Consider the following 20,585-nt stretch of genomic DNA (forward strand, 5'->3'; position numbering starts at 1 on the left):
CCTCCAGATTGGTTTTAAAAACATTCCTTTTTGATGGTGGAAAGCATTTCTTCAAAAGTATACTTTCCTGGCTGAATGGCTGTTTTGATCCCGTATTCTCCCAGAGTTGATGCAGTAGGTCCGCCAATGGCAGAAACAATGGAAGTGTTTAGAATATCTGTTACCGCTTCAAGTTTACCCATGGATTGCGCAAGTTCAAAGAAATTGCGTACCATCATGGAACTGGTAAATGCAAAAACAGAGATTTTACCATCAAGCGCTTTTTCCATGAGATTTTTCTGTTTTTCTCCTTCAGGTCGTACCAGTGTATAAACCTGAGTCTCATAGATAATAGCATCGCATTTTTTAAGTCCTGATATAAGATAGGTAGATCCATATGCACTTCGTGCCACATCCACAGTTTTTCCTTTAACCATTGGGCATAGATATTTCACAAGACCTTCTGAGCTGTAAACCCCGGGCATTCCCATTACTTCAACACCAATGTCCAAGAGCCGTTTTTTGGTTGTGGGGCCAATTGCAACTACATTGGTCTGGTTTAGTTTATTCACAAGTTTTTTCTGATTTTGCGTATCGAGTTTACCAAGGGTATGTTCAATCCCATTTGCGCTGGTGAAAATCACATAATCAGATTTACCTGATAAAATATGCTCAATTACAATATCGAACATTTCATCGCGTATAGCTTTCAATTCGATCATTGGAGCTTCAATAACATTAAATCCCATAGATTCTGCCAGTTCTCTTGATGCTGGCAGATATCCTTCAGGTCTCATTATAGCTATGGTTGGTGCTTCTGGTTCCATAATTACAAACTCATACTTTTTGTGTACCCAATATCCGATGTACGTTAACCACATCGCCAACTACAGTTATGGCAGGTGCTTTAACTCCTGCTTTTTCTGCAATGTCAGCAATATTAGCCACATTTCCTACAGTCACTCTTTGGTCAGGACGCGTGCCCCGTTCAATAAGTGCAACTGGCGTTTCCGGGTTTTTTCCGTTTTTGAGCAGTTCTTCCATATTTCTGCGAAGCATTTTGACTCCCATGAAAATCACAAGCGTGCCGGGGGAACTTGCAAGGTATCCCCAATCAAGAGCACTTTCTTCCTTGGTTGGATCTTCATGTCCTGTCAAAAAAGTTACCATTGATGCATGGTCACGGTGTGTAACCGGGATTCCGGCATATGCAGGTACAGCAATCGCTGCAGATATTCCAGGTACTACTTCAAATTCAATACCTTCTTTTACGAGGACTTCAGCTTCTTCTCCACCACGTCCAAAAAGATATGGATCGCCTCCTTTCAGCCGCACCACATCTTTACCTTCTTTGGCTTTAGCAACCAACAGATCGTTTATTTCGCTCTGGGTTAGCCTATGGTCGCCTGCAAATTTTCCGGCGTCAATCTTTTCAGCTTTTTCCGGCATGCTGTCCAGAATAGCTTTTCCGGGAAGTTGATCGTAGACTATTACTTCGGCATTATCGATAAGCTTCCGGGCTTTCAGGGTAAGTAACTCTGGGTCACCGGGTCCTGATCCAACAAGATATACCTTTCCGTAAACACTGCTCATAATAATCCTCTGTGGTTGCTGGAGAATGTAATGAACTGATAGTTTAAAAGGTTATATGAAAGGTTACATGCAGTCAACTAAAAGAAAAAAGAAGAGAATGTGGGTTTAGTTCCCGCCGAGAATATAGAGTAACATTTCCTTATTGAGCTTACTTTCTTTTGCAAGCTTGTTTGCAATTTCTTCATTATCCATTCCGGAAACTCTGAGATCTTTTATTTTTTCAGTGAATGAAGGTGATATTGTATAATATTCATTTATGTCCTTTCGATGTCCCCACACATCGCCTTCAATTAGTTGCACCCCCTGCATTTCAAGAAACATTTCAGTGGATTTTGAAACGGTCTTTCGATACGATGTAGGTATCTGGATAACTTCAACATCTTTACACCGCCTTACAAGACTAAAAATGTCTTTGTTTGAAGGTCTGAATGCAAGGTGAATAACTTTCTCCCCGGGATCGAGATCTTCGATTTCATCTCGCTTGCTAACGACTCTTATTTTCATGGTACACCCTCTTAAGTTGCAATATTGCCGCAACTTAATAAATAATTATAGGATGAAGCCTTAAATAATTATCGATTTGAACTGTCTGTTGTGTTTAAATTTATTTTTCTCTAAAACGGATTTTTACCGCTTCAGCATGAGCCGCCAACCCTTCTTTCTCTGCAATTGTCACTATTGTATCCTTTAACCCATTAAGTCCTTCTTCACTGAGTTTTTGTATCGTTGAGTATTTGATGAAGTGCTGGACATTGAGACCCGAATAGATTCGAGTATATCCTGAAGTCGGAAGAACGTGATTTGTTCCGGATGCATAGTCGCCAGTTGAGACTGGTGAATACTTGCCAATAAAAATTGAACCTGCGCTGGTGATTTTTTCCAGTATTTTGTCATCATCCGAAGTCATGATTTCAAGGTGCTCGGGTCCGAAGGCATTTGAAAATGCAACACAATCATCCATATTGTTGGCGATGAGGATTGCAGCATTGTTGAGAGATTGCTTTGCAATTTCAGTACGTGGTGTGGTTTCAACCTGTTGTTTAACTTCCTGCTTTACATTTTCAGCAAGGGAGTTTGACGTTGTAACCAAAACAGATATGGCATTTGGATCATGTTCCGCCTGTGCAATCATATCTGCTGCTATAAATGAAGCTTCAGAAGTTTCATCGGCAATTATCAAAACTTCACTTGGTCCGGCAGGGAAATCTATCTCTACATTGTTTCTCACAAGCATTTTTGCCACTGTGACATAAACATTGCCTGGACCAACTATTTTGTCTACTGCTTCCACGCTTTCAGTACCATATGCAAGAGCACCGATAGCTTGAACTCCACCGATCTTATAGATGTGATCTGCACCTGCTATGCTTGCAGCTGCAAGGGTAATAGGTAGAACTTTCCCATCAGGTCCTGGAGGAGTACAAACTGATACATTTTTTACACCGGCTATTTTTGCGGGAATCACTGTCATAAGAGCAGTGGAAGGATATGCTGCCCTTCCTCCCGGGACGTATGCTCCTACCGCATTAAGTGGTATTACTTTCTGGCCTGCCATTACACCGGGTGCAATTTCCATGAACCATTGCTTATCCGGCATTTGAGCTTTATGAAACTTTCTGATATTATCAGCAGCTTTACGAAGGTGATCAATGAAATCCTCATCCACCAACTTCATTGCATCTTTGATCTCATCCTCGCTGACTTCGATGGTTTCAATTTCAGCTTTATCAAACTGCTTTGTTAATTTCCGAAGCGCAGCATCACCATCTGATTTAATTTCATCAAGTATTGAAGCCACAGTCTCTTGTACATCCATAAGGTCGGAAGTTCGGGTAAGAAGTTGTTCTTTCTCTTGGGGGGTCAGATCACTGATGTGTTTGTAAAGCATTGTATTGTTCCACCCTGATAGATTATCAGTTAAAATCACCAAATGTCTTTTGTTTACTTAGATTGTTTGATGTTACATTATCTAAATAATCGTTGCTATTCTTTTCAAGATTGACCCCAAGAGCTTTAAGTATATTCCGGGCGGTTTTTGCCCCCACAAGTTTTTCAAGGGATTTAAGATCTGCTTTTCTGAGTTGATCGGTTGTCTTGAATCCGCTTTTGTATAATTTCCGTGCCCTGACCCTTCCGACTCCGGGTATCTTTACAAGTTCCATGAGTTCTGCTCCTGCACCGTAGTGGATACGTTTTTCCATTATGGCCGGAGCATTTGTTTCAATTTTTAGATGTCTGGAAAGTCTTGAAGTGGAATGCATAAGCCACTCAGCAAGTTCAACTATTGCATGAACATCGCCTTCTCCGATCTGGAATCGTTTTGTAATATCATCCAGACTCATTTCCTCTACCCACTTTAAAAGCATCATTGCAGTTTTCACTTCTGAAAGGAACCACTCGTAATCCGTTGTCTTGAAAGGATCAGGAACGTCAATGAAACTTTCGTGGTGTGAAATAACATAATCATTAATCATTTCATAATCCCTGCTGCGCATATATAAAAGTCGCATATCAGGAGTACTGCAAATGAGTTGCAGTAAACCTATATCTGTCAGATGATCCGCTTTTTTCATTCCGTCAATAATCCTTGCTGCGGAAAGGGGATCAATGTAAAGCGTTGAAACAAGTTTTCCTAAACTGCTGGCAACAATGTGATTATCCTGCTTGATAATCATGTCCTTTGATTCAAGAAAATCCAGGCATTCCATCACCACGCTTTCAAGGCCGAAATCCCTTTGCTGGTAAGCAAAGAAAGTCGAGCTGAGAAACTCAAGGAGTCCGCTAAAACTATTGGCAAAACCACTTGCGAGGGTTGAGAGTATATGTGTTCTTAATGCATTTTCAGTTCCCAGCTTAGACCATATATCCTCAGGACTGGCGTAAATATAATTTTCAAAAAGTTCCTCCATCTCATCTAAACTTTTGGCAATCAGTATTGATTCACCATAAGGGTCAAGATGTGGTCTCCCTGCACGACCTGCCATCTGCTTGTACTCAAGTACCGGAATCGGCTGCATTCCCATGTTGGTGTCATAACGTTTGTAGCTTCGTATTATCACACGCCTTGCTGGCAGATTCAGGCCGGCTGCAAGGGTAGGAGTACTTACAATCATAAGAATCTGATTTGCCCTGAATGCATCTTCCACTATTTTCCTGTGGGCGGAATTCAAACCTGCATGGTGGAAAGCAATCCCACCTTCTATGCACTTTGCAAGCAGTTCAGCGTTTTCTGTTTCTCCGTTTTCCCTGACGTTTTGTGCAATATCTTTCAAGTTCTCTTTTTGTTGCTTGTTTAGCAGCTTTGCAACCGCAAAGCTGGCTTTTTTTGCAAAAGAAGAGCAATTTCGCCGGCTGCTTTCAAATACAAGGGACTGGCTGCCTTCCCTGATTGTATCAAGCACAATAGTTACAGCGTCATCACTATGAAGTCTTTTAATCTCTTTCTGACCATCAGGAAAATAGATAGCATCCCCCCAGAAGACACCTTCGTTTAGTTTTGTTGGTCTCCACTCACTTAGGATCAGATTGGCGGAAAGCCACCTTGCAATTTCATGGGCATTCCCTACCGTTGCAGACAGAGCGATAATCTGCGCTTGATTGTTGAGTTTTCGCAATTTTGTTATAACAATTTCAAGTGTAGGTCCCCTATGTGTCGAATTCAGTAAATGGACTTCATCTACAACTATACAGGTAATATCTTCCAGCCATAGAACACCGTTTCGAAGAAGTGAATCCACTTTTTCGGAAGTTGCTACAATAATATCATTTAAACCAAGCTTCTCATCTCTTGATTCAAAATCCCCAGTTGAAATCCCGGTTTTAACACCCATTGATGCCATTTTCAAAAACTGTACATATTTTTCGGATGCAAGAGCTCGGAGTGGTACGATGTATAATGCCTTTCCACCTTTTTTAATGGTTTTAAGCATTGCAAGCTCAGCAAGCAATGTTTTACCGGAAGCGGTTGGAATTGCAGCGACAATGTTATTTCCATTAAGTAGGCCGGCTTTCACTGCATCTGCCTGTGGGGGATAAAGTTCCCTGATCCCCATTCCCTCGTAAAATTCGATGACTTTTTTATCTATGTCCAGTTCTTCGATTTTCATTTCAGACACAAAATGTTGCTATTTTTGGTTGAGCCATGTAAATAAAGAATGGCACTTATGATTAGACGTATACATGAAGATTACATCATTATAATCCTTTTTAGTGCACTATAAGATGAAAATCTTTCAGATTTTGATGCCGTCACATAACATGAATTGCTGAATCAATTAACTTTTATGGCATTAGTGTTTCCATATCAGTTGAAATTATGGGTATTTACACTATACGAATCATTTTCAATTATACCCCCTGTGATAAACTTAGGACTTTGCAATTGCTATCCAAGTACCTTTGATGCAATGGCTTAATTAGAAAAATTAATGTATCTCCTAAAAACATAAGAAAATGATGAAAAACCAAATTTTCCAAGATTTGGTGGATTCGTGGTATCGGAAGTTGTATTGTTTAAATAATCAGGTCACAATCTCAGGACATAGTTAAGTTTGCCGATCTTCTGGGATGTAATGAAACATCAGCCATATCTTATTTGAAAGATATAATGTTAGTGGGAAAACAACATTGCCTCTTGTGAATGAAGTTACAATATCCGCAAAGGGCCTGTATGTTGTTATGTAGTCGATGTACTCGAATAAGAAATCGGAATTAGCCACCAAATATAAAAAGTTTTGAATACCTATCAAAAACCAAATAACCTATAGTTTAATTATCTTTATATATGGGTTAATAATCTTTATAAAATCTTATGGAATTGTAGTTATGGCAGAAGAGAATTTATCAAATGCGCCTCTTTTAGATGATATATATGGTAGCATCGTAGATTCTATACATATTTCTGATTTAATATTTATTCTGATAGTAATCATCTTGACAATTTTTGTTTCAAAGATTGTGGATAAGCTGCTTAAAAACCAATTCAAAATAATAAGCCAGAAACTCAATGTTGATGAAACCATTTACAGGATATTTCGCCATGTAACTGTCGCATTTGTCTATCTTTTTGGCATCATTGTAATAGTTGCAAAGATCCCAACACTCCAGAATATATCCATTGCATTGTTTGCAGGTGCCGGATTTGCGGGTATCGTCGTAGGTCTTGCTGCACAGACTACTCTTGCAAACATTATTTCAGGACTCTCTTTAGCTCTGTTCAGACCATTTCGGGTAGGGGATCGGGTCAACATTCAAGGTGAATATGGCACGATTTCAGACATTACCCTGCGTCATACGGTTATAAAAACATGGGACAACAGACGGCTTATATTGCCTAATCACATAATAAGTGATGAGGTAATAATTAACTGGTCCATTGAAGATCCAACAGTCTCATGGCCGGTTGATATTGGTATAAGTTATGATTCAAATATTGATCATGCTCGTAAGATTATGATCGAGGAAGCAAAGAAGCATTATAATGTAATGACTTATTCGCAGATCCGCAGATATGATCCTTCTATTCAGGAAGGAGAAGAGGTCACAGTTCGCTTAACTGAGCTGGGTGATTTTGCGGTGAACTTGCGTTTGCTTTTCTGGGTGGAAGATCGTTCAGTTGCATATACTACCGGTTGTGACATACGGGAGGCAATAAAGAAACGTTTTGATGCCGAAGGAATTGAGATTCCATTCCCGTACAGGACTATTGTCTACAAGAATTATCCTGAAAAAGAAGAAAAAAGATTTGATGAAAAGGCCGATTGAAGCCTTTTCATTTATTCGTTTGAAAGTTCACCATTGAAGTACTTGTCATAGGAAGTCATATCAAAGTGACCGTGTCCACTGAGGTTAAACAGGATAGTCTTCTCCTCTCCGGTTACCTTACACTTAAGGGCTTCATCAATGGCACATTTAATTGCATGTGTGGACTCAGGAGCGGGTGCAATTCCTTCTGTCCTTGCAAACAACACGCCTGCTTCGAAGACTTCCTGTTGGTGATAGGTAGTTGCCTCCATAAGGCCCTCAGCAACCAGAGCACTGACGGTTGGTGCACAGCCATGATACCTTAGACCACCCGCATGAATAGCAGGAGGTACGAAATCATAACCAAGGGAGTACATTTTGAGAAGTGGTGTCATCTTCCCGGTGTCTCCGTAGTCATATTCATATTTTCCTTTATTAAGGGTTGGACATGCGGAAGGTTCCACGGCAATAATTCTCGGATCCTGTGTACCATCAATTTTCTCCTTCATGAAGGGGAAACTAATGCCTGCAAGATTACTTCCTCCCCCACAGCACCCAATAACTATGTCAGGATACTCCTCCGCCATCTTCATCTGTTCCTGACATTCAAGACCTATGATTGTCTGGTGGAGCATGACATGGTTAAGCACGCTTCCAAGTGCATATTTAGTATTTTCATTGAGGGCAGCATCTTCAACTGCTTCTCCAATTGCAATTCCCAGGCTTCCGGTGGTGTCAGGTAATTCTTCGAGTACTTTCCTTCCAAACTGGGTATCCGGGCTTGGGGATGGCACAACTTTACCTCCCCAGAGGTTGATCAGGGATTTCCTGTACGGTTTCTGATAGAAACTTGAAGTCACCATGTAAACTTTACACTCTATATCAAAATAGTTACATGCAAAAGAGAGTGCACTTCCCCACTGTCCTGCTCCTGTTTCAGTGGTAATTCTTTCGGTCCCTTCTTTCATATTGTAATAAGTCTGTGCCACTGAAGTGTTAGGTTTATGGCTTCCCGGGGGACTTACTCCTTCATTTTTGTAATATATGTGAGCAGGAGTCTTCAGTTTTTCTTCCAACCTTTTTGCTCTATAAAGAGGTGCCGGTCTCCATATTTTATATATTTCGCGAATTTCCTCTGGAATCTTAATATATCGTTGAGTGGTTAATTCCTGTTTTATCAGTTCTTTTGGAAATATCGGTTCAAGATCTTTGGGATCTATAGGTTCCTTTGTCAAAGGATTTAATGGGGGTGCAAGTGGGGTTGGAAGATCTGCAAGTATGTTGTACCACTTGTCGGGCATTTCATTTTCATCAATAATATATTTTATACGATCCAAAATAAGTCACATCCTAAATGTACAATTAAGTACTTTGGTGTATGCAAATGATTGATATACAGTTTACGCCATCTTTAACATTGTGAATACTTCATATTTTTTAAAAGCACTTGTCAGGAGCAACCTGTTTAATATTTTATACCTGAAAAAGCTTTGTGTAATTTCAAAATTTGTAGATTATTGTAATTATTTTTACTTAAAGTATTCAATAAGTAGCCATGCTTTTTGATTGTATCACTTATTCATGGGTTGATGTGATATCAACTCTTCAGCTTCTTTACACCTATTCATATTTTTTCAGACTCTCTGTAATTGAAACGATACTCTCACGATCATGACGAATTAACTGCTTATGAATGAAATCGGTATCCATCTATAGTTGATCAATAGTCTGCCAGCCTTTTTCGTGATTCCTTAGCTCTTTTGGTAGTAATGCTCATAAGAATAATTTATAATACTAAGTAAGCGAGAACTATTTGTGTCTTCAGGCAACTATAAATTAAAATGATCTTATTATTTCATAATATTGTGGTGTGATAATGATGGATAATAAATACTTTTTTTCTTCAGATGAACAAAAACTTCTGGATGCTCTGGTAAGAGGGGATATATCTTTTCACAAAGTTGGAAAACAAACGAACCTCCAGACAGCTATCAAAATAAGAAGGGCAGCACTGGAAAAACTGACCGGAACAGATCTGGATACACTCGGGCAATTTACAATTGACTCGGAAGATGCTTCCCAACGCAATATTGAAAATATGATAGGAGCTATTCAGATACCAGTTGGTGTTGCAGGACCCGTTTGCATTAAAGGGGAATTTGCCAAAGGGAATTACTATCTCCCTCTTGCCACAACTGAAGGAGCTCTCGTGGCCAGCGTTAACCGGGGATGTTCTGCAATTACTTCATCTGGTGGCAGTACTGTAAGAATTTTTAAGGATCAGATGACCAGAGCTCCCGTTTATTGTCTGGATGGTGTTAAACAATCAAGGGAATTTGTGGATTGGATTAAGCTGCCTGAAGTTTTTGTGAAACTTAAGAAGAAAGCATCTGAAACTACACGTTTTGGTGAATTGACGGCTGTTGAACCTTATGTGACAGGAAATAATGTTTACCTGCGTTTCTGTTTTGATACAAAGGATGCAATGGGAATGAATATGGTAACCATTGCAACCCAGGCTATTGTGGATCTCATAGGAGATGAGATTGGTATTTATCCAATATCGCTTTCTGGAAACATGTGTGCCGACAAAAAACCCGCTGCAATAAATAGTATTCTAGGAAGGGGCAAGACGGTTATAGCAGAAGTAGAACTTACTCCTGAAATAGTCAAAAACAAACTGAAAACAACTCCTGAAGCCATTGCAGAAGTAAATTATCGTAAGAATCTTCTCGGTTCAGCAAGGGCTGTTTCGCTTGGATTCAATGCACATGCAGCAAATATCATCGCTGCAATGTTCATTGCCTGTGGGCAGGATCCTGCACATGTTGTTGAAGGCAGCAATACAATTACGACAATGGAAGTCACAAAATACGGTTCACTCTATTGCTCGGTGACATTACCTTCCCTGCAGATTGGGACAGTGGGTGGAGGCACAAAAATCGCCACCCAGAATGAATGTCTCAGGATTCTGGACGCTGCCGGTGCAGGGGAAATCCCCGGTTATAATTCAAAAAAGTTGGCTGAAATAATTGCTTCGGCAGTTCTCGCAGGTGAAATATCCTTAGTTGGAGCGCAGGCAGCAGGTCATCTTGCACGTGCTCATGCGGAGCTAGGTCGTTAATCCGGTTTCATTTCCATTGTGATTTATAGATCTGTGAAATACGTTCAAGTGTTTCGGCTTCTTCCGGGGATTTGTCTTCCCGGACTCCCACAAATCTGGGAAATCTGAGAGCATAACCGGATTCATAGTTGGAACTTTTCTGGATTTCTTCAAATGCAATTTCAAAGACAATTTCAGGACGGATTTCGATTTGTGTTCCAGATTCCATTACAATGAGATCTTTAAACATCTCGGTAAGTTCAGCAAGTTTCTCATCTGTAAAACCAGTGGCTACTTTTCCAATGGGTAAAAATCTCCCACTTTTAGGTTCATAGGCAGCCAATGAATATGAACCTATCAGGTTTGCACGTCGTCCGTATCCCCATTCGCCACCGATTACTACAAGGTCGAGCGTTTCCATTATCGGTTTCTTCTTGAGCCAGTTCTTTCCGCGTTTGCCTGGTGTGTATGGAGCATCTGGGTTTTTCAGCATGATGCCTTCATGACCGGCATTAAGGGCTTCCTCATAAATACGCTGGATTTCTTCTTCATCATCTGTAATTTTCTGGATGTCAACGTGAATACGTTCATCGTTGTCAACGCACTGGATTAGTTTTTCTCGCCTGTCCCGAAGAGACATGTCCAGTAAGCTTTCCCCATTGAGATACAATATATCAAAAAGATTGAGAGTCAGTGGAATTGACTTGATCGCCTTTTCCACATCGTACTTACGTCTGAAACGTTTCAGGATTTCCTGGAATGCACGGGGTCGACCGTTTTCGTCGACTGCCACAGCTTCACCATCGAGGATCGCAGACTCTGCTTTTACTCTTTTCTTTACAGACTCCACAATATCCGGGAGCGAAGCGGTAACATCTTCGAGCCTGCGGGAAAAAATCCTTATTTTATCCCCGTTTTTATGGATTTGTACCCTTGCTCCATCAAACTTCCATTCAACAGCAACTTTACCGATATCATTTATGGCACTCTTAATACTTGGCGTTACCTGTGCCAGCATCATTTTAATTGGCCTGTTTAGCTGGATATCAAGTTTTGCAACTTCCTCTGCCCCACCACGTTTCGCAGCTACTGCAACAGTGCCAAGATCATTGGTTAGCATGAATGCACGCTCAACAATTTCTACAGGTACTTCAAAAGCTTTGGATATTGCATCCCTTACAATTCCCTCCCCTACTCCAATTCGCATTTCTTCGACTACAAGCCGTGAAAGGTATCTTGCCTCAACTGCACTTGTTGCATTAAAGAGGTATTGCAAAATCTTAACTTTTGTTGCCTGTGAATTCTTTCCGGAAGCATTTGCTATCTGGTTTAATCTATCGTACACTTCAAGAATCGTAAGTTCTTTTTTCTCTTCAATATAGGAATCAAAAGTAAGTTGTGTTGAAGAATCCCTTTTCAGGGCTTCTACCGCAGTCTCGCCGATGTCTCCGGTTTTCCGGATTATGTTCTCAATTTCCTTTTCCGAAGTTCCTGCAGATTTTGCAAGTGCTGTATAAAGTGTGCGAATTCCGATTCCAAGCAACTTTGTGCTCCATGGAGGAAACACGATTCCCATTATAAAATTGGTAATAACCGGCAGTTCATCTTCCTCAACTTCTCTTAACATAGTGGCAACAACATCTGTCGTTTCAAGAGAGCCGGAGATATTCTCAATTTTTGCACACATCTCTGCAAAATAGCGGAAAAGAGTCATCAAATCAACCCGGTTTAGTTTATCTCTCCCTGTATAGTGACATGATGTCACTCAGGATAGCGCTTGCAGTCTCAATGGATCCTGCACCAAGCCCACTTACGGTAATATCTCCTGCCAGATCAGTTTGTATGTAGGCTACATTCAACGTACCTCCTACTGCAAGAGGATGATCAAGTGGGACCAATCTTGGTGATGCTTTTAGTGTACCGTCTTTCACTTCTCCGATAAGTCTCACAGCATACCCTTCATCATGGGCGAGCATAAGTGCTTCTGGAGTGATTTTTGTAATTCCCGTAACATCTACGTCGTGATAATTTACATCCATACCAAACACACTGTTTGCAATAATTACAAGTTTTGAGGCCGTATCAATTCCTTCAACGTCATAGGTGGGATCCGTTTCTGCTATTCCAAGCTCCTGTGCCTCGGCAAGCATTTGTTCATAGGGAGCTTTTTCTTCCATCATCCTGCTTATAATGTAATTGCAGGTGCCGTTGAGTATTCCCTGAATACTCTTTATTTCATTTCCTGCAAGAGTTTCCCTGACCAGATTCAAGATCGGCATTGCTCCTCCAACAGTTGCTTCGTAGAGGAATTTCGAGCCATTTGCTTTAGCATAATTGATGAGTTCACTGAATCTAAGTGCCAGAGGTCCCTTGTTTGAAGTAATTACATCTCTTCCCTTGCTAAAAGCCATGCGCATATTTTCCAGTCCGACGCCGCCTGTTTGAATATCAGAGGGAGTGGTTTCAATTACCAGTTCATGCTCAATGTTTTCTATAATTTCAATACCGGAAAGCCTTTCTTCGGAAACCCTGCCAGTGCTGTCCTTGTGCTTTAGAATCTCTTCAAGATCCAATCCATCTGGGTCAACAATGCCACTACTGGAATCAGCAATTCCAACAACCTTGACCTCAAAACCTGCTTTTTTTATCTCATCCTCTTTCTGGATCAGGGTCCGGGCAACACCCCTTCCAACAGAACCAAATCCTATTATTGATGCACGTATTGTTTTCATATTTGACCTCAGGTTAGCTGTATTGGTTCTATAACAAGCAAGTCCTTCTTATTGGCTATATTTTTCAGGAGTTCGATTGCATTGTATAATTCTTGCCTTCCAACTGCATCAATCTTTAGGGAGGCGGATGATGATGACTCTATATGCGGCATTGAAAGAGAGATATCAACAACTTCAGCATAGCCTGTTTTATCAATACTTTCAATTGTGTCTTGTATATCGGTATGAACAATGTGGCCTATTAACAAGACTGCTCCGTGTTCTATCATTCGCTCCTCATCAACACGAATAATGCCAATTCCATTTTCTTCCAGTCTTTTAATAATACTATCGACGTTGCTGGGTTCAGCTTCAAAAACAAGCTGTACAGGTATGGTTCCTCTTGGCGTGTGTTTTTCGTGATGATGCACTATAGATTTCAGATTACCTTTTAACTCTGATATCGGCTAAAGAACATTAAGGAGTTGTCCGGGCGTGTCCTTAAGCTCAATGTCCATTGATACTCTCATACCTTTCCTCACATAATTCATCTAAAATACTAATTTCGTATCACTAAAGCACAAATGCAGTTATACATTTTGGTATTTGTCTTTAGGAAAGAATTATAATGTTTCCTCTCCCCTTTTTGAATTTCCGGATAATGCCCCTGTTCTCAAGATCTGCGATCATTAGACTGACTTTGGCTTCGGAATAATCGACTTTCTGCCGCAGTTCTTTCTGCGTAATTCTTCCACCATTTGATTTGATTATTTCAACTATTTTTTCAAGATCTTCTGGAAGTTCTTTGTCCTCATTTTTCTCATTTGAAGTGACTTCTTTCACAAATTCTTCTTTGGGAAATGATTCTTCATCCGTGAACACTGTTTTCAATCTGCCTGTTTCAGAAATCAACTTGTTTTCTTTCTTGCGGATCGCGTATATAACAATAATCAATAGAATCAAAATAATTGGTAAGTAATAGAGGTAAACAGGGAATTCGTCACCTTCTTCTATTATTCCTGTTCCTTCTTCTATGGAACTTGTTATGTCGTCCTCAATATACTCTTCAAACGGACTTTCATAAGTCGGATACAGTAATAGATCTACAATATAATCTCCGTCATCACTTATCGTTATTATTTCTTCGGTAGAGTATTCCAGGGTATTTCCACTGTAATAATACGCGTTTACTTTGTAGGTCCCTTCTGCGAGATCAAATGAATATATGCCGTATTTTGCAACGATTCTCTGAGCAGGTGTCGAATTAACTTCAACAATTGCGTCATCCAGCAATTCAAGGCTATTCCATTCATACACAGCACCATGTACAGTTGCTGTGCCGCTGGCAAAAGTTGGCGTAAGTGAGAGAATTAGCAAAAAAACAACAATGACCTTCAGGGGATTCATTTAGACCTCTTTTAAATTATTCGCAAAGTACATATTATCGGTTTTTTAACAATGATTGCGAATTAACTTTTTTGTTTCTCATAACATTGTGTGGGGTAAATTCAGTTATTCTACTGAGCCTGTTTCTAAAATATAAAAAGTATTTATCCTAATTATAGTTTGAGGGGATATTGAATAAAATTTAGAAAACGTTCTGATGATCAATGGGAATTTATCAAAGCTTTTCTACCACCACTGCCAAACTGGCAGAAGAAGAGCTTATGACCACACGATCATCAATGGTATTATCTTTGTTTTAATTACAGGGTATAGGTGGAAAGATATTCCTAAAATATATGGATCACTGGTAACTGCCATGAGAAGATTAAGACATTGGTCAAGTAAAAAGCATGTCAGCAATTTGAGGATACTGATTAATCATACCACTACCGCGTCTGTAGATGCTCTTGAGACATATAAATTGTCATAATTTTATAGTTTATAGAGAGGATAATATCTGCACACATCATTAGATTTTATGGTATGATTTATGACATCATAGATTTACTGAATGAAATACCTTCAAAAAACGATACATTCATAAGAATAAATCACCATTCATTACATATGCATCTTTACGAAGTGCTAAGCACACTTAAAGAAATTGCGCCTCCCGATTTGGCAGAAGATTTCGACAAAGTAAAGATTGGTCTTAATCTTGATCTCGATAATGAGATCAATAAAATAGCCGTTGCACTCGATGCCACAGAATATGTTATCGAAAGGGCTGCGGACATTGATGCCGACCTTCTTGTGGTACATCATCCCTTCATATTCCACTCCATAAACAGCATTTCCAGTAGCTTCGCAGCATTGCTAGAAAAAGCCCTTGCAAACCGGATATCCATTTACTCAATGCATACCAACTTCGATAAGGCATCCGGAGGAATCAATGATGTCCTTGCACATCGGCTTGGGCTGAAAGATGTGGAAGAGTTAGATGTGGGTAGGATTGGATTTGTTGATGAATGTGCTGCTGATGTTTTTGTAAAGCATATTTCCAAATCCCTGAATACAACGGTTCAGTATGTCGGTAAAAAGAAAACAGTCCGCAAGGTAATGGTTTTTGGAGGTAGTGGATTTAAGTCGGAATATCTGCAACTTGCCCGAAAAATGAGGGTTGATGCATATGTTTCTGCCGAGCTTAAGCACAACATTATTCGTGAATTTCAGGATATGTTGCTTGTGGACGCTACTCATTATGCAACAGAAAATCCTGGCATGGAAGAACTGACAACTATACTTCAAGACAAAACCGGTATTGATACTGAATTTATAGATCATGACCCGCTCATAAAAATGCTTTGAGGGAGATCCTGTGGATGTGGGCAAAGAAAAATCAAAAAACGAAGAAGATCTAACCGAGGATAAACTGGAAGAAATGCTTGCAACCCAGTTCAGCAAGCAGATAAATAAAAAGCACCGCGGGTATGGTGGATATGAAAGAAAAGCTTTGCATAGAAGACCAAAAGCAGAGAAAAAAGAAAATTAATCCGATTTTTCAATTACCTTTTTCCCGCATTCCATGGGAACTACTTCCAGTTTTGCCCCTTCAAACTTTGTCTTAAGTGGATCGTTGCCCTCTGAAAGCCTGTCAAGTGTTACAGCAACTGCTGCAACTTCCGAATGTGGCTGGCTTCCAACTGCAACATTCCAGTCTGCGAGTTCATATATTTCAAACGGGACTTTTTCTGCACCTACAACAATCATAAGTTTTTCAGGCTGGCACATGGAATCAATTGCATCAGGTAGGTTAATCCCGTACATAGAAAGATGGCAGATTTTCCCACCTTCTTGCCTCCATTCCCTGATTGCAGATCGCCAGTTAACGTTATGTTTGATGTAAAAATCGCCTCCCCATCGTTCGACCACATCCTTTACCGATCGGACAATTCCTTTATCCTCTGAAGCGAGAAGCATCCCTTCCGCACCAAAAGCCCTTGCAGTAAGTGCTACATGTGTGGTAATCCGTTTATCACGCTCGGGACGATGACCAAGGCGAAGTATAACGATCCTTTGTTCAGTCGAGGAATCAGACATAAGATTAACCTCAAATTTCCCTTATAGAAGGAACTTTCTCAAGCAACATGCCTTCGACAACTATTGGAAGATCTCGCTGGGCATTTTTTAATGCATCCTCCAGCTTTTTCTCTTTGTCAGCATAAATGGTCAAAATCGGCTCACCTTTCTTAACAACTTCACCATGTTTTTTGTGAATCAGGACACCTGCACCCTTGTCATTGGGAGCGCCAGCTACTCTTGCAATCTGGACTATACGTTTATTCCTGAACTCAATAACATATCCTGTAGCTGGAGATACAAGATCCGCAGTAAATTCTCCCGGCTGGATGTCCTTGTAGGAAACATTAGGATCACCACCTTGAACTTCAATGATCTCTTTCATCTTGGCCAAAGCTTTGCCATTTCTCAAAGTTTCAAGGGCAAGCTCCTGACCCTGACCCGGAGATGCTGCGCCACCCATCTCAAGCAGCATTCCTGCCAGAACAGTGCTTTTTTCAATCAGACTGTTTGGTCCTTCCATTGTTTCAAGAACCTTCAATGCTTCTCGAACTTCAAGAGCCGGACCTACGGTCCTTCCCACAGGAGACGCACCGTATGTAAGAGCACAATCTACATTCATGCCCAGCCTTTCTCCCAGATTAATCAGATCCCGGGAAAGTTTCCTGCCTTCATGAATATTCTTAATCTTGGTTCCGGGACCGGTCGGAATATCCATTACAACATGAGTTGCACCTACAGCACCTTTTTTTGCCATGATGGAAGCCAGCATCTGGCAATGTGGATCAATGGAAAGTGGGTATTCGACTTTAATGAGCTTATCATCTGCCGGAGCAATATTCGTGGCACCACCCCATACAAGAACTCCACCTACTTTCTCGGTCATTTCCTTGACTTCAGCCGAAGAAAACTCCACAGGAGCAAGGACCTCCATTAAATCTGCTGTCCCAGCGGCACCGGTAATGGCACGAGAGCTGGTCTTTGGGATCAGTAGACCATTGGCAGCTACAATCGGAACAATAAGCAGTGATATTTTGTTACCTGGAACTCCGCCGATTGAATGTTTATCCATTATGGGACTGCTGTTGAACTCCAGTTTTTCACCTGTATCAATCATTGCCCTTGTGAGCCATTCAGTTTCATCATCCGTCATATCGTTGATATAGGAGGATGCAAGAAATGCGGCAATTTCAATTTCACTGAGATTCTCTTCAACAATATCCTTCACAAGCTCATGTATTTCGTCCTGCTCCAGCTTATTCCTATCCATTATTTTGCGGATTATACGTGCAGAGCGTGGTTTTTCAGCCGGCTCTACCTTAACAATTTCAGTCCATTCACGCTTCAGATCTTCTTTAATTTCATGATAAAGACCGATCATTCCGGGAGGAATCAGATCATCTGTAAAATCCACTATTGCTGTTACTGTGATATGACCTGTAACGCGTACCCTGTCACCCTCATACACACCGAGTTCTTTTGCATCAATGGAATTGAGAATTACCTTATATTTACCTACATGAATGTCTATTGGTTGAACCTTAAGCTCCATTTATTTTCACCTTGAATTAAATATCGTTAACTTCAGTAGTTTACCAATTTTAACATAATACTATATAATCAGCACTTATCGGTAATCAGCACTTATCGGCACACTTATATACATAAAAAGTGCCACTCACATCTTAACTACAATTCGAATTACACCTACTAATTGCATTAAAGCTGTTTTACTACCTCTTCTTGAGAATATACACATTTCGATCGTATGCTCACCAACAAGGGTCTTTTTACCAATGTTCCTAAGATGCCAGCGGGAAATGTTCAATCCATTCTGTTAGTAAACAGTATCCATAACACCATATAAAATATAATGATACATCTACATAAGATAAAGTCCTTGAATGTAATTTTAAATATTTTAATCTTCACTTAAAACCCTTGATCAAAACAAAAAATATGACATGGCTGTTGACTACACAAATGACCATATTATGGAGAGATAAATGTTACTAACAAAAGCTATGTATTAGAGAGAAGCAAAAAAAATGAGTTATTTATTCCATATTGAATTGGAGAGAACAAACATAAATACCCAACTCAATGTTGAGAAAATTTAAAAAAGAAACGCGGGGGGAAACCCCCCTAAAACCAAATTAATGGTGTTCTCCAAAACACTCTCCCTTTCTGGAATATGCTTCATTGCAACCTTCAAGGCATTTCCTGCAGAGATGCTTTGTTTCGTTTTCATAGACCTTTGTAAAGGATGGAATCTTAACCTCCACATCATATAACTGAGTAGCGTTTCCACAAAAGTCACAGGTTCCGAATGAATCACCTGGCATCATGCAAACATTTCCCTCGGATTCCTGAGCATGTTTATCATACACTTCTTTTGCTGAATCCAGACAGCGTTCACAAAGCCCTTTCCATTTGCCTGCAGGGTAGGAGTGTTCGAATTTGGGTTCGAACACTTTTACAGGGCATACAGTTGGAATGGACACTCCACATAGATCACAATCTGCCATATCTTATTACCTCCTTAGAGTGGCAGCAGGACCTCCGCTGCCTGCATAGCCATGTTTATGAACGGTTCTGGCCAGATGCCGATTGCGAGCACTCCTGCAAGAGCAATGAGAAGAGCTACCAAATAAGGAGCAGGTTCCGAGAACCTTTCCCCTTCAGCCGGCATGAAGTACATGTACTTGACAACTCTGGCATAGTAGTACAATGAAATTGCACTGTTTAATATTGCAATTACCGCAAGCCAAACAAGCCCTGCTTCAATTGTGGAAGAGAAGAGGACAAACTTGCTCATAAAACCTGCTGTTGGCGGAATGCCCGCAAGTGCAAACAAGAATATCATCAGGCAGAATGCAGTAATCGGCATTTTTTTGCCAAGGCCTTTAAAGCTGTCAAGATGATCCGGAACTTCGGAATCCTTGTTCTTTGCCATTACCATGTACACAACTGCACCCACTGCAATGAATGCACCACCTTTCATGAAACCATGTGCAAGGGTGTAAAGGATACCACCGGTAAGGGCCATTGGAGTCAAAACCACAAATGCCATGGTAATGTATCCTGCCTGTGCAAGAGAAGAGTATGCAAGCATTCTTTTGACACTTGTTTGTGACAAGGCTACCACATTACCATAGGTCATGGTGACTACCGCAAGGGCTGCAAAAGCTATTTTCCAGTCAGCCTGAAGAGCTATCAGAGCCACAATAAATACCTTGAAAGCTGCTATGATTCCCATTTTCTTGGAACCTGCTGCCAGAAGTGCTGATACAACCGATGGTGCACCCTGATATGTGTCAGGAGCCCACATGTGGAATGGAACAAGAGCTATCTTGAAACCAAATCCTGCAATCAGCAACACAATGGCAAGAATTCCAACGGTATTGTTGAGTAATACATCAATGTTTTCAGCAATTCCGGGTATTGATGTTGTGGATGTTGCTCCGTAAACAAAAGATATACCAAGTAACAATAAAGCAGATGAAAGAGCCCCGATAAGGATGTATTTCATTGCTGCTTCCACGGATCTTGCATTCTTCTTTTCAAATCCTGCCAGTGCATAGGTGGACAGACTGGCAAGTTCGAATGAAACATAGAGTGTGATGAGATCGTTTGCAGATGCTACGAACATCATACCAAGCGTACCGAAGAGCACGAGGCCAAAGAAGACCTCTGCATTATCATTGCCCTCTGTGTACTTGATAGATGCGATACAGACAATCAAAGCAACTGCAAGGAACACCAGTTTGAAGAACTGAGACAGTGCATCTATTACCAATGCCTCTGCAAGCAAAGAACCTGTCGTTGCGAAGCTGCTAATGGTCAGAGCAATGGCTGAAAGACAACCCAGCACTGCTAGGTAACCAAGGGCATTCTTGGAAGATCTTCCCATAAAGAGACCGGCTAGAACTATAATCAAACCGGTTATTCCTATGATCAGTTCAGGTGCAATTAACATCAAATCTGACATT

General features: G+C 40.5%; 19 protein-coding genes. 5 read left to right on the forward strand and 14 right to left on the reverse strand.

Annotated elements, in window-relative coordinates; translation table 11 throughout:
• Positions 1 to 14: 14 nt before the first annotated feature.
• The 5 genes from PWQ49_RS02620 to PWQ49_RS02640 all read right to left on the reverse strand — a co-directional run bounded on the left by PWQ49_RS02620 (position 15) and on the right by PWQ49_RS02640 (position 5,678).
• On the reverse strand, positions 15 to 806 hold the full coding sequence (locus PWQ49_RS02620) for a uroporphyrinogen-III synthase (protein ID WP_300607404.1): 792 nt from the start codon (positions 804 to 806) through the stop codon (positions 15 to 17).
• 10 nt (positions 807 to 816) lie between these two features.
• Positions 817 to 1,572, reverse strand: a complete 756-nt coding sequence (cobA, locus tag PWQ49_RS02625) for a uroporphyrinogen-III C-methyltransferase (RefSeq protein WP_300607406.1) — start codon at positions 1,570 to 1,572, stop codon at positions 817 to 819.
• A 105-nt stretch (positions 1,573 to 1,677) separates the two neighbouring features.
• Positions 1,678 to 2,076 carry a DUF1699 family protein gene (locus PWQ49_RS02630; protein WP_300607409.1) on the reverse strand — a complete coding sequence of 133 codons (399 nt, stop codon included), beginning with the start codon at positions 2,074 to 2,076 and terminating at the stop codon, positions 1,678 to 1,680.
• Between the two features lie 100 nt (positions 2,077 to 2,176).
• Positions 2,177 to 3,460: a histidinol dehydrogenase gene (hisD, locus tag PWQ49_RS02635; RefSeq protein ID WP_300607411.1), complete on the reverse strand. Its 1,284-nt coding sequence runs from the start codon at positions 3,458 to 3,460 to the stop codon at positions 2,177 to 2,179.
• 25 nt (positions 3,461 to 3,485) lie between these two features.
• Entirely contained in the window at positions 3,486 to 5,678 is a 2,193-nt protein-coding gene (locus PWQ49_RS02640; protein ID WP_300607413.1) for an ATP-dependent DNA helicase, read from the reverse strand.
• Positions 5,679 to 6,396: 718 nt separating this feature from the next.
• Between PWQ49_RS02640 and PWQ49_RS02645 the strand changes: the two genes are divergently transcribed.
• Positions 6,397 to 7,335, forward strand: a complete 939-nt coding sequence (locus PWQ49_RS02645) for a mechanosensitive ion channel family protein (RefSeq protein WP_300607416.1) — start codon at positions 6,397 to 6,399, stop codon at positions 7,333 to 7,335.
• A gap of 11 nt (positions 7,336 to 7,346) precedes the next feature.
• Here the strand turns inward: PWQ49_RS02645 and PWQ49_RS02650 are convergent, their stop codons facing one another.
• A complete protein-coding gene (locus tag PWQ49_RS02650; RefSeq protein WP_300607419.1) occupies positions 7,347 to 8,651 on the reverse strand; it encodes a TrpB-like pyridoxal phosphate-dependent enzyme in 1,305 nt (434 codons plus the stop codon).
• A gap of 542 nt (positions 8,652 to 9,193) precedes the next feature.
• Between PWQ49_RS02650 and hmgA the strand changes: the two genes are divergently transcribed.
• On the forward strand, positions 9,194 to 10,438 hold the full coding sequence (gene hmgA, locus PWQ49_RS02655) for a hydroxymethylglutaryl-CoA reductase (NADPH) (protein WP_300607559.1): 1,245 nt from the start codon (positions 9,194 to 9,196) through the stop codon (positions 10,436 to 10,438).
• A gap of 7 nt (positions 10,439 to 10,445) precedes the next feature.
• Here the strand turns inward: hmgA and PWQ49_RS02660 are convergent, their stop codons facing one another.
• The 4 genes from PWQ49_RS02660 to PWQ49_RS02675 form a co-directional block, all read right to left on the reverse strand.
• Entirely contained in the window at positions 10,446 to 12,131 is a 1,686-nt protein-coding gene (locus tag PWQ49_RS02660) for an ATP-dependent DNA ligase (protein WP_300607422.1), read from the reverse strand.
• Between the two features lie 19 nt (positions 12,132 to 12,150).
• Positions 12,151 to 13,149, reverse strand: coding sequence for a homoserine dehydrogenase (locus PWQ49_RS02665; RefSeq protein ID WP_300607425.1), 999 nt, complete (start codon positions 13,147 to 13,149; stop codon positions 12,151 to 12,153).
• Between the two features lie 8 nt (positions 13,150 to 13,157).
• Positions 13,158 to 13,559 carry an amino acid-binding protein gene (locus tag PWQ49_RS02670; RefSeq protein WP_363321795.1) on the reverse strand — a complete coding sequence of 134 codons (402 nt, stop codon included), beginning with the start codon at positions 13,557 to 13,559 and terminating at the stop codon, positions 13,158 to 13,160.
• A 181-nt stretch (positions 13,560 to 13,740) separates the two neighbouring features.
• Positions 13,741 to 14,535 carry a winged helix-turn-helix transcriptional regulator gene (locus tag PWQ49_RS02675; RefSeq protein ID WP_300607428.1) on the reverse strand — a complete coding sequence of 265 codons (795 nt, stop codon included), beginning with the start codon at positions 14,533 to 14,535 and terminating at the stop codon, positions 13,741 to 13,743.
• A gap of 196 nt (positions 14,536 to 14,731) precedes the next feature.
• Between PWQ49_RS02675 and PWQ49_RS08275 the strand changes: the two genes are divergently transcribed.
• The 3 genes from PWQ49_RS08275 (at position 14,732) to PWQ49_RS02685 (ending at position 16,066) form a co-directional block, all read left to right on the forward strand.
• Entirely contained in the window at positions 14,732 to 15,004 is a 273-nt protein-coding gene (locus PWQ49_RS08275) for a transposase (protein WP_363321796.1), read from the forward strand.
• A 137-nt stretch (positions 15,005 to 15,141) separates the two neighbouring features.
• Complete coding sequence (locus PWQ49_RS02680) at positions 15,142 to 15,882, forward strand: Nif3-like dinuclear metal center hexameric protein (protein ID WP_300607431.1); 741 nt, start codon at positions 15,142 to 15,144, stop codon at positions 15,880 to 15,882.
• Between the two features lie 10 nt (positions 15,883 to 15,892).
• Positions 15,893 to 16,066 carry a hypothetical protein gene (locus tag PWQ49_RS02685; protein WP_300607434.1) on the forward strand — a complete coding sequence of 58 codons (174 nt, stop codon included), beginning with the start codon at positions 15,893 to 15,895 and terminating at the stop codon, positions 16,064 to 16,066.
• On the opposite strand, the gene PWQ49_RS02690 is transcribed toward PWQ49_RS02685, so the two are convergent.
• The 4 genes from PWQ49_RS02690 to fpoN all read right to left on the reverse strand — a co-directional run bounded on the left by PWQ49_RS02690 (position 16,063) and on the right by fpoN (position 20,584).
• A complete protein-coding gene (locus PWQ49_RS02690; protein WP_300607436.1) occupies positions 16,063 to 16,614 on the reverse strand; it encodes a tRNA (cytidine(56)-2'-O)-methyltransferase in 552 nt (183 codons plus the stop codon). The two genes, PWQ49_RS02685 and PWQ49_RS02690, sit on opposite strands and share 4 nt — an antisense overlap.
• Before the next feature lie 10 nt (positions 16,615 to 16,624).
• Complete coding sequence (locus PWQ49_RS02695) at positions 16,625 to 18,145, reverse strand: AMP phosphorylase (protein ID WP_300607439.1); 1,521 nt, start codon at positions 18,143 to 18,145, stop codon at positions 16,625 to 16,627.
• Between the two features lie 604 nt (positions 18,146 to 18,749).
• Positions 18,750 to 19,121 (reverse strand): F420H2 dehydrogenase subunit FpoO, encoded by a 372-nt coding sequence (locus PWQ49_RS02700; RefSeq protein WP_300607442.1) that lies wholly within the window; start codon positions 19,119 to 19,121, stop codon positions 18,750 to 18,752.
• Positions 19,122 to 19,135: 14 nt separating this feature from the next.
• The gene (gene fpoN, locus PWQ49_RS02705) at positions 19,136 to 20,584 is read right to left on the reverse strand and encodes a F(420)H(2) dehydrogenase subunit N (protein ID WP_300607445.1); all 1,449 of its coding nucleotides are present in this window, start codon (positions 20,582 to 20,584) and stop codon (positions 19,136 to 19,138) included.
• Position 20,585 lies beyond the last annotated feature (1 nt).

It is taken from the genome of Methanohalophilus sp., assembly GCF_030156785.1.
Taxonomy (GTDB): domain Archaea; phylum Halobacteriota; class Methanosarcinia; order Methanosarcinales; family Methanosarcinaceae; genus Methanohalophilus.

Bases quoted from the DNA above. Each gene is read 5' to 3' on its own strand.
- PWQ49_RS02680 (WP_300607431.1), top strand. From the start codon at position 15,142: ATGCATCTTTACGAAGTGCTAAGCACACTTAAAGAAATTGCGCCTCCC.
- PWQ49_RS02675 (WP_300607428.1), bottom strand. From the start codon at position 14,535: ATGAATCCCCTGAAGGTCATTGTTGTTTTTTTGCTAATTCTCTCACTT.
- PWQ49_RS08275 (WP_363321796.1), top strand. From the start codon at position 14,732: ATGATCAATGGGAATTTATCAAAGCTTTTCTACCACCACTGCCAAACT.
- PWQ49_RS02690 (WP_300607436.1), bottom strand. From the start codon at position 16,614: ATGTCTGATTCCTCGACTGAACAAAGGATCGTTATACTTCGCCTTGGT.
- fpoN (WP_300607445.1), bottom strand. From the start codon at position 20,584: ATGTCAGATTTGATGTTAATTGCACCTGAACTGATCATAGGAATAACC.
- PWQ49_RS02630 (WP_300607409.1), bottom strand. From the start codon at position 2,076: ATGAAAATAAGAGTCGTTAGCAAGCGAGATGAAATCGAAGATCTCGAT.
- PWQ49_RS02695 (WP_300607439.1), bottom strand. From the start codon at position 18,145: ATGGAGCTTAAGGTTCAACCAATAGACATTCATGTAGGTAAATATAAG.
- PWQ49_RS02620 (WP_300607404.1), bottom strand. From the start codon at position 806: ATGGAACCAGAAGCACCAACCATAGCTATAATGAGACCTGAAGGATAT.
- cobA (WP_300607406.1), bottom strand. From the start codon at position 1,572: ATGAGCAGTGTTTACGGAAAGGTATATCTTGTTGGATCAGGACCCGGT.
- hmgA (WP_300607559.1), top strand. From the start codon at position 9,194: ATGGATAATAAATACTTTTTTTCTTCAGATGAACAAAAACTTCTGGAT.
- PWQ49_RS02645 (WP_300607416.1), top strand. From the start codon at position 6,397: ATGGCAGAAGAGAATTTATCAAATGCGCCTCTTTTAGATGATATATAT.
- PWQ49_RS02665 (WP_300607425.1), bottom strand. From the start codon at position 13,149: ATGAAAACAATACGTGCATCAATAATAGGATTTGGTTCTGTTGGAAGG.
- PWQ49_RS02700 (WP_300607442.1), bottom strand. From the start codon at position 19,121: ATGGCAGATTGTGATCTATGTGGAGTGTCCATTCCAACTGTATGCCCT.
- PWQ49_RS02660 (WP_300607422.1), bottom strand. From the start codon at position 12,131: ATGACTCTTTTCCGCTATTTTGCAGAGATGTGTGCAAAAATTGAGAAT.
- hisD (WP_300607411.1), bottom strand. From the start codon at position 3,460: ATGCTTTACAAACACATCAGTGATCTGACCCCCCAAGAGAAAGAACAA.
- PWQ49_RS02640 (WP_300607413.1), bottom strand. From the start codon at position 5,678: ATGAAAATCGAAGAACTGGACATAGATAAAAAAGTCATCGAATTTTAC.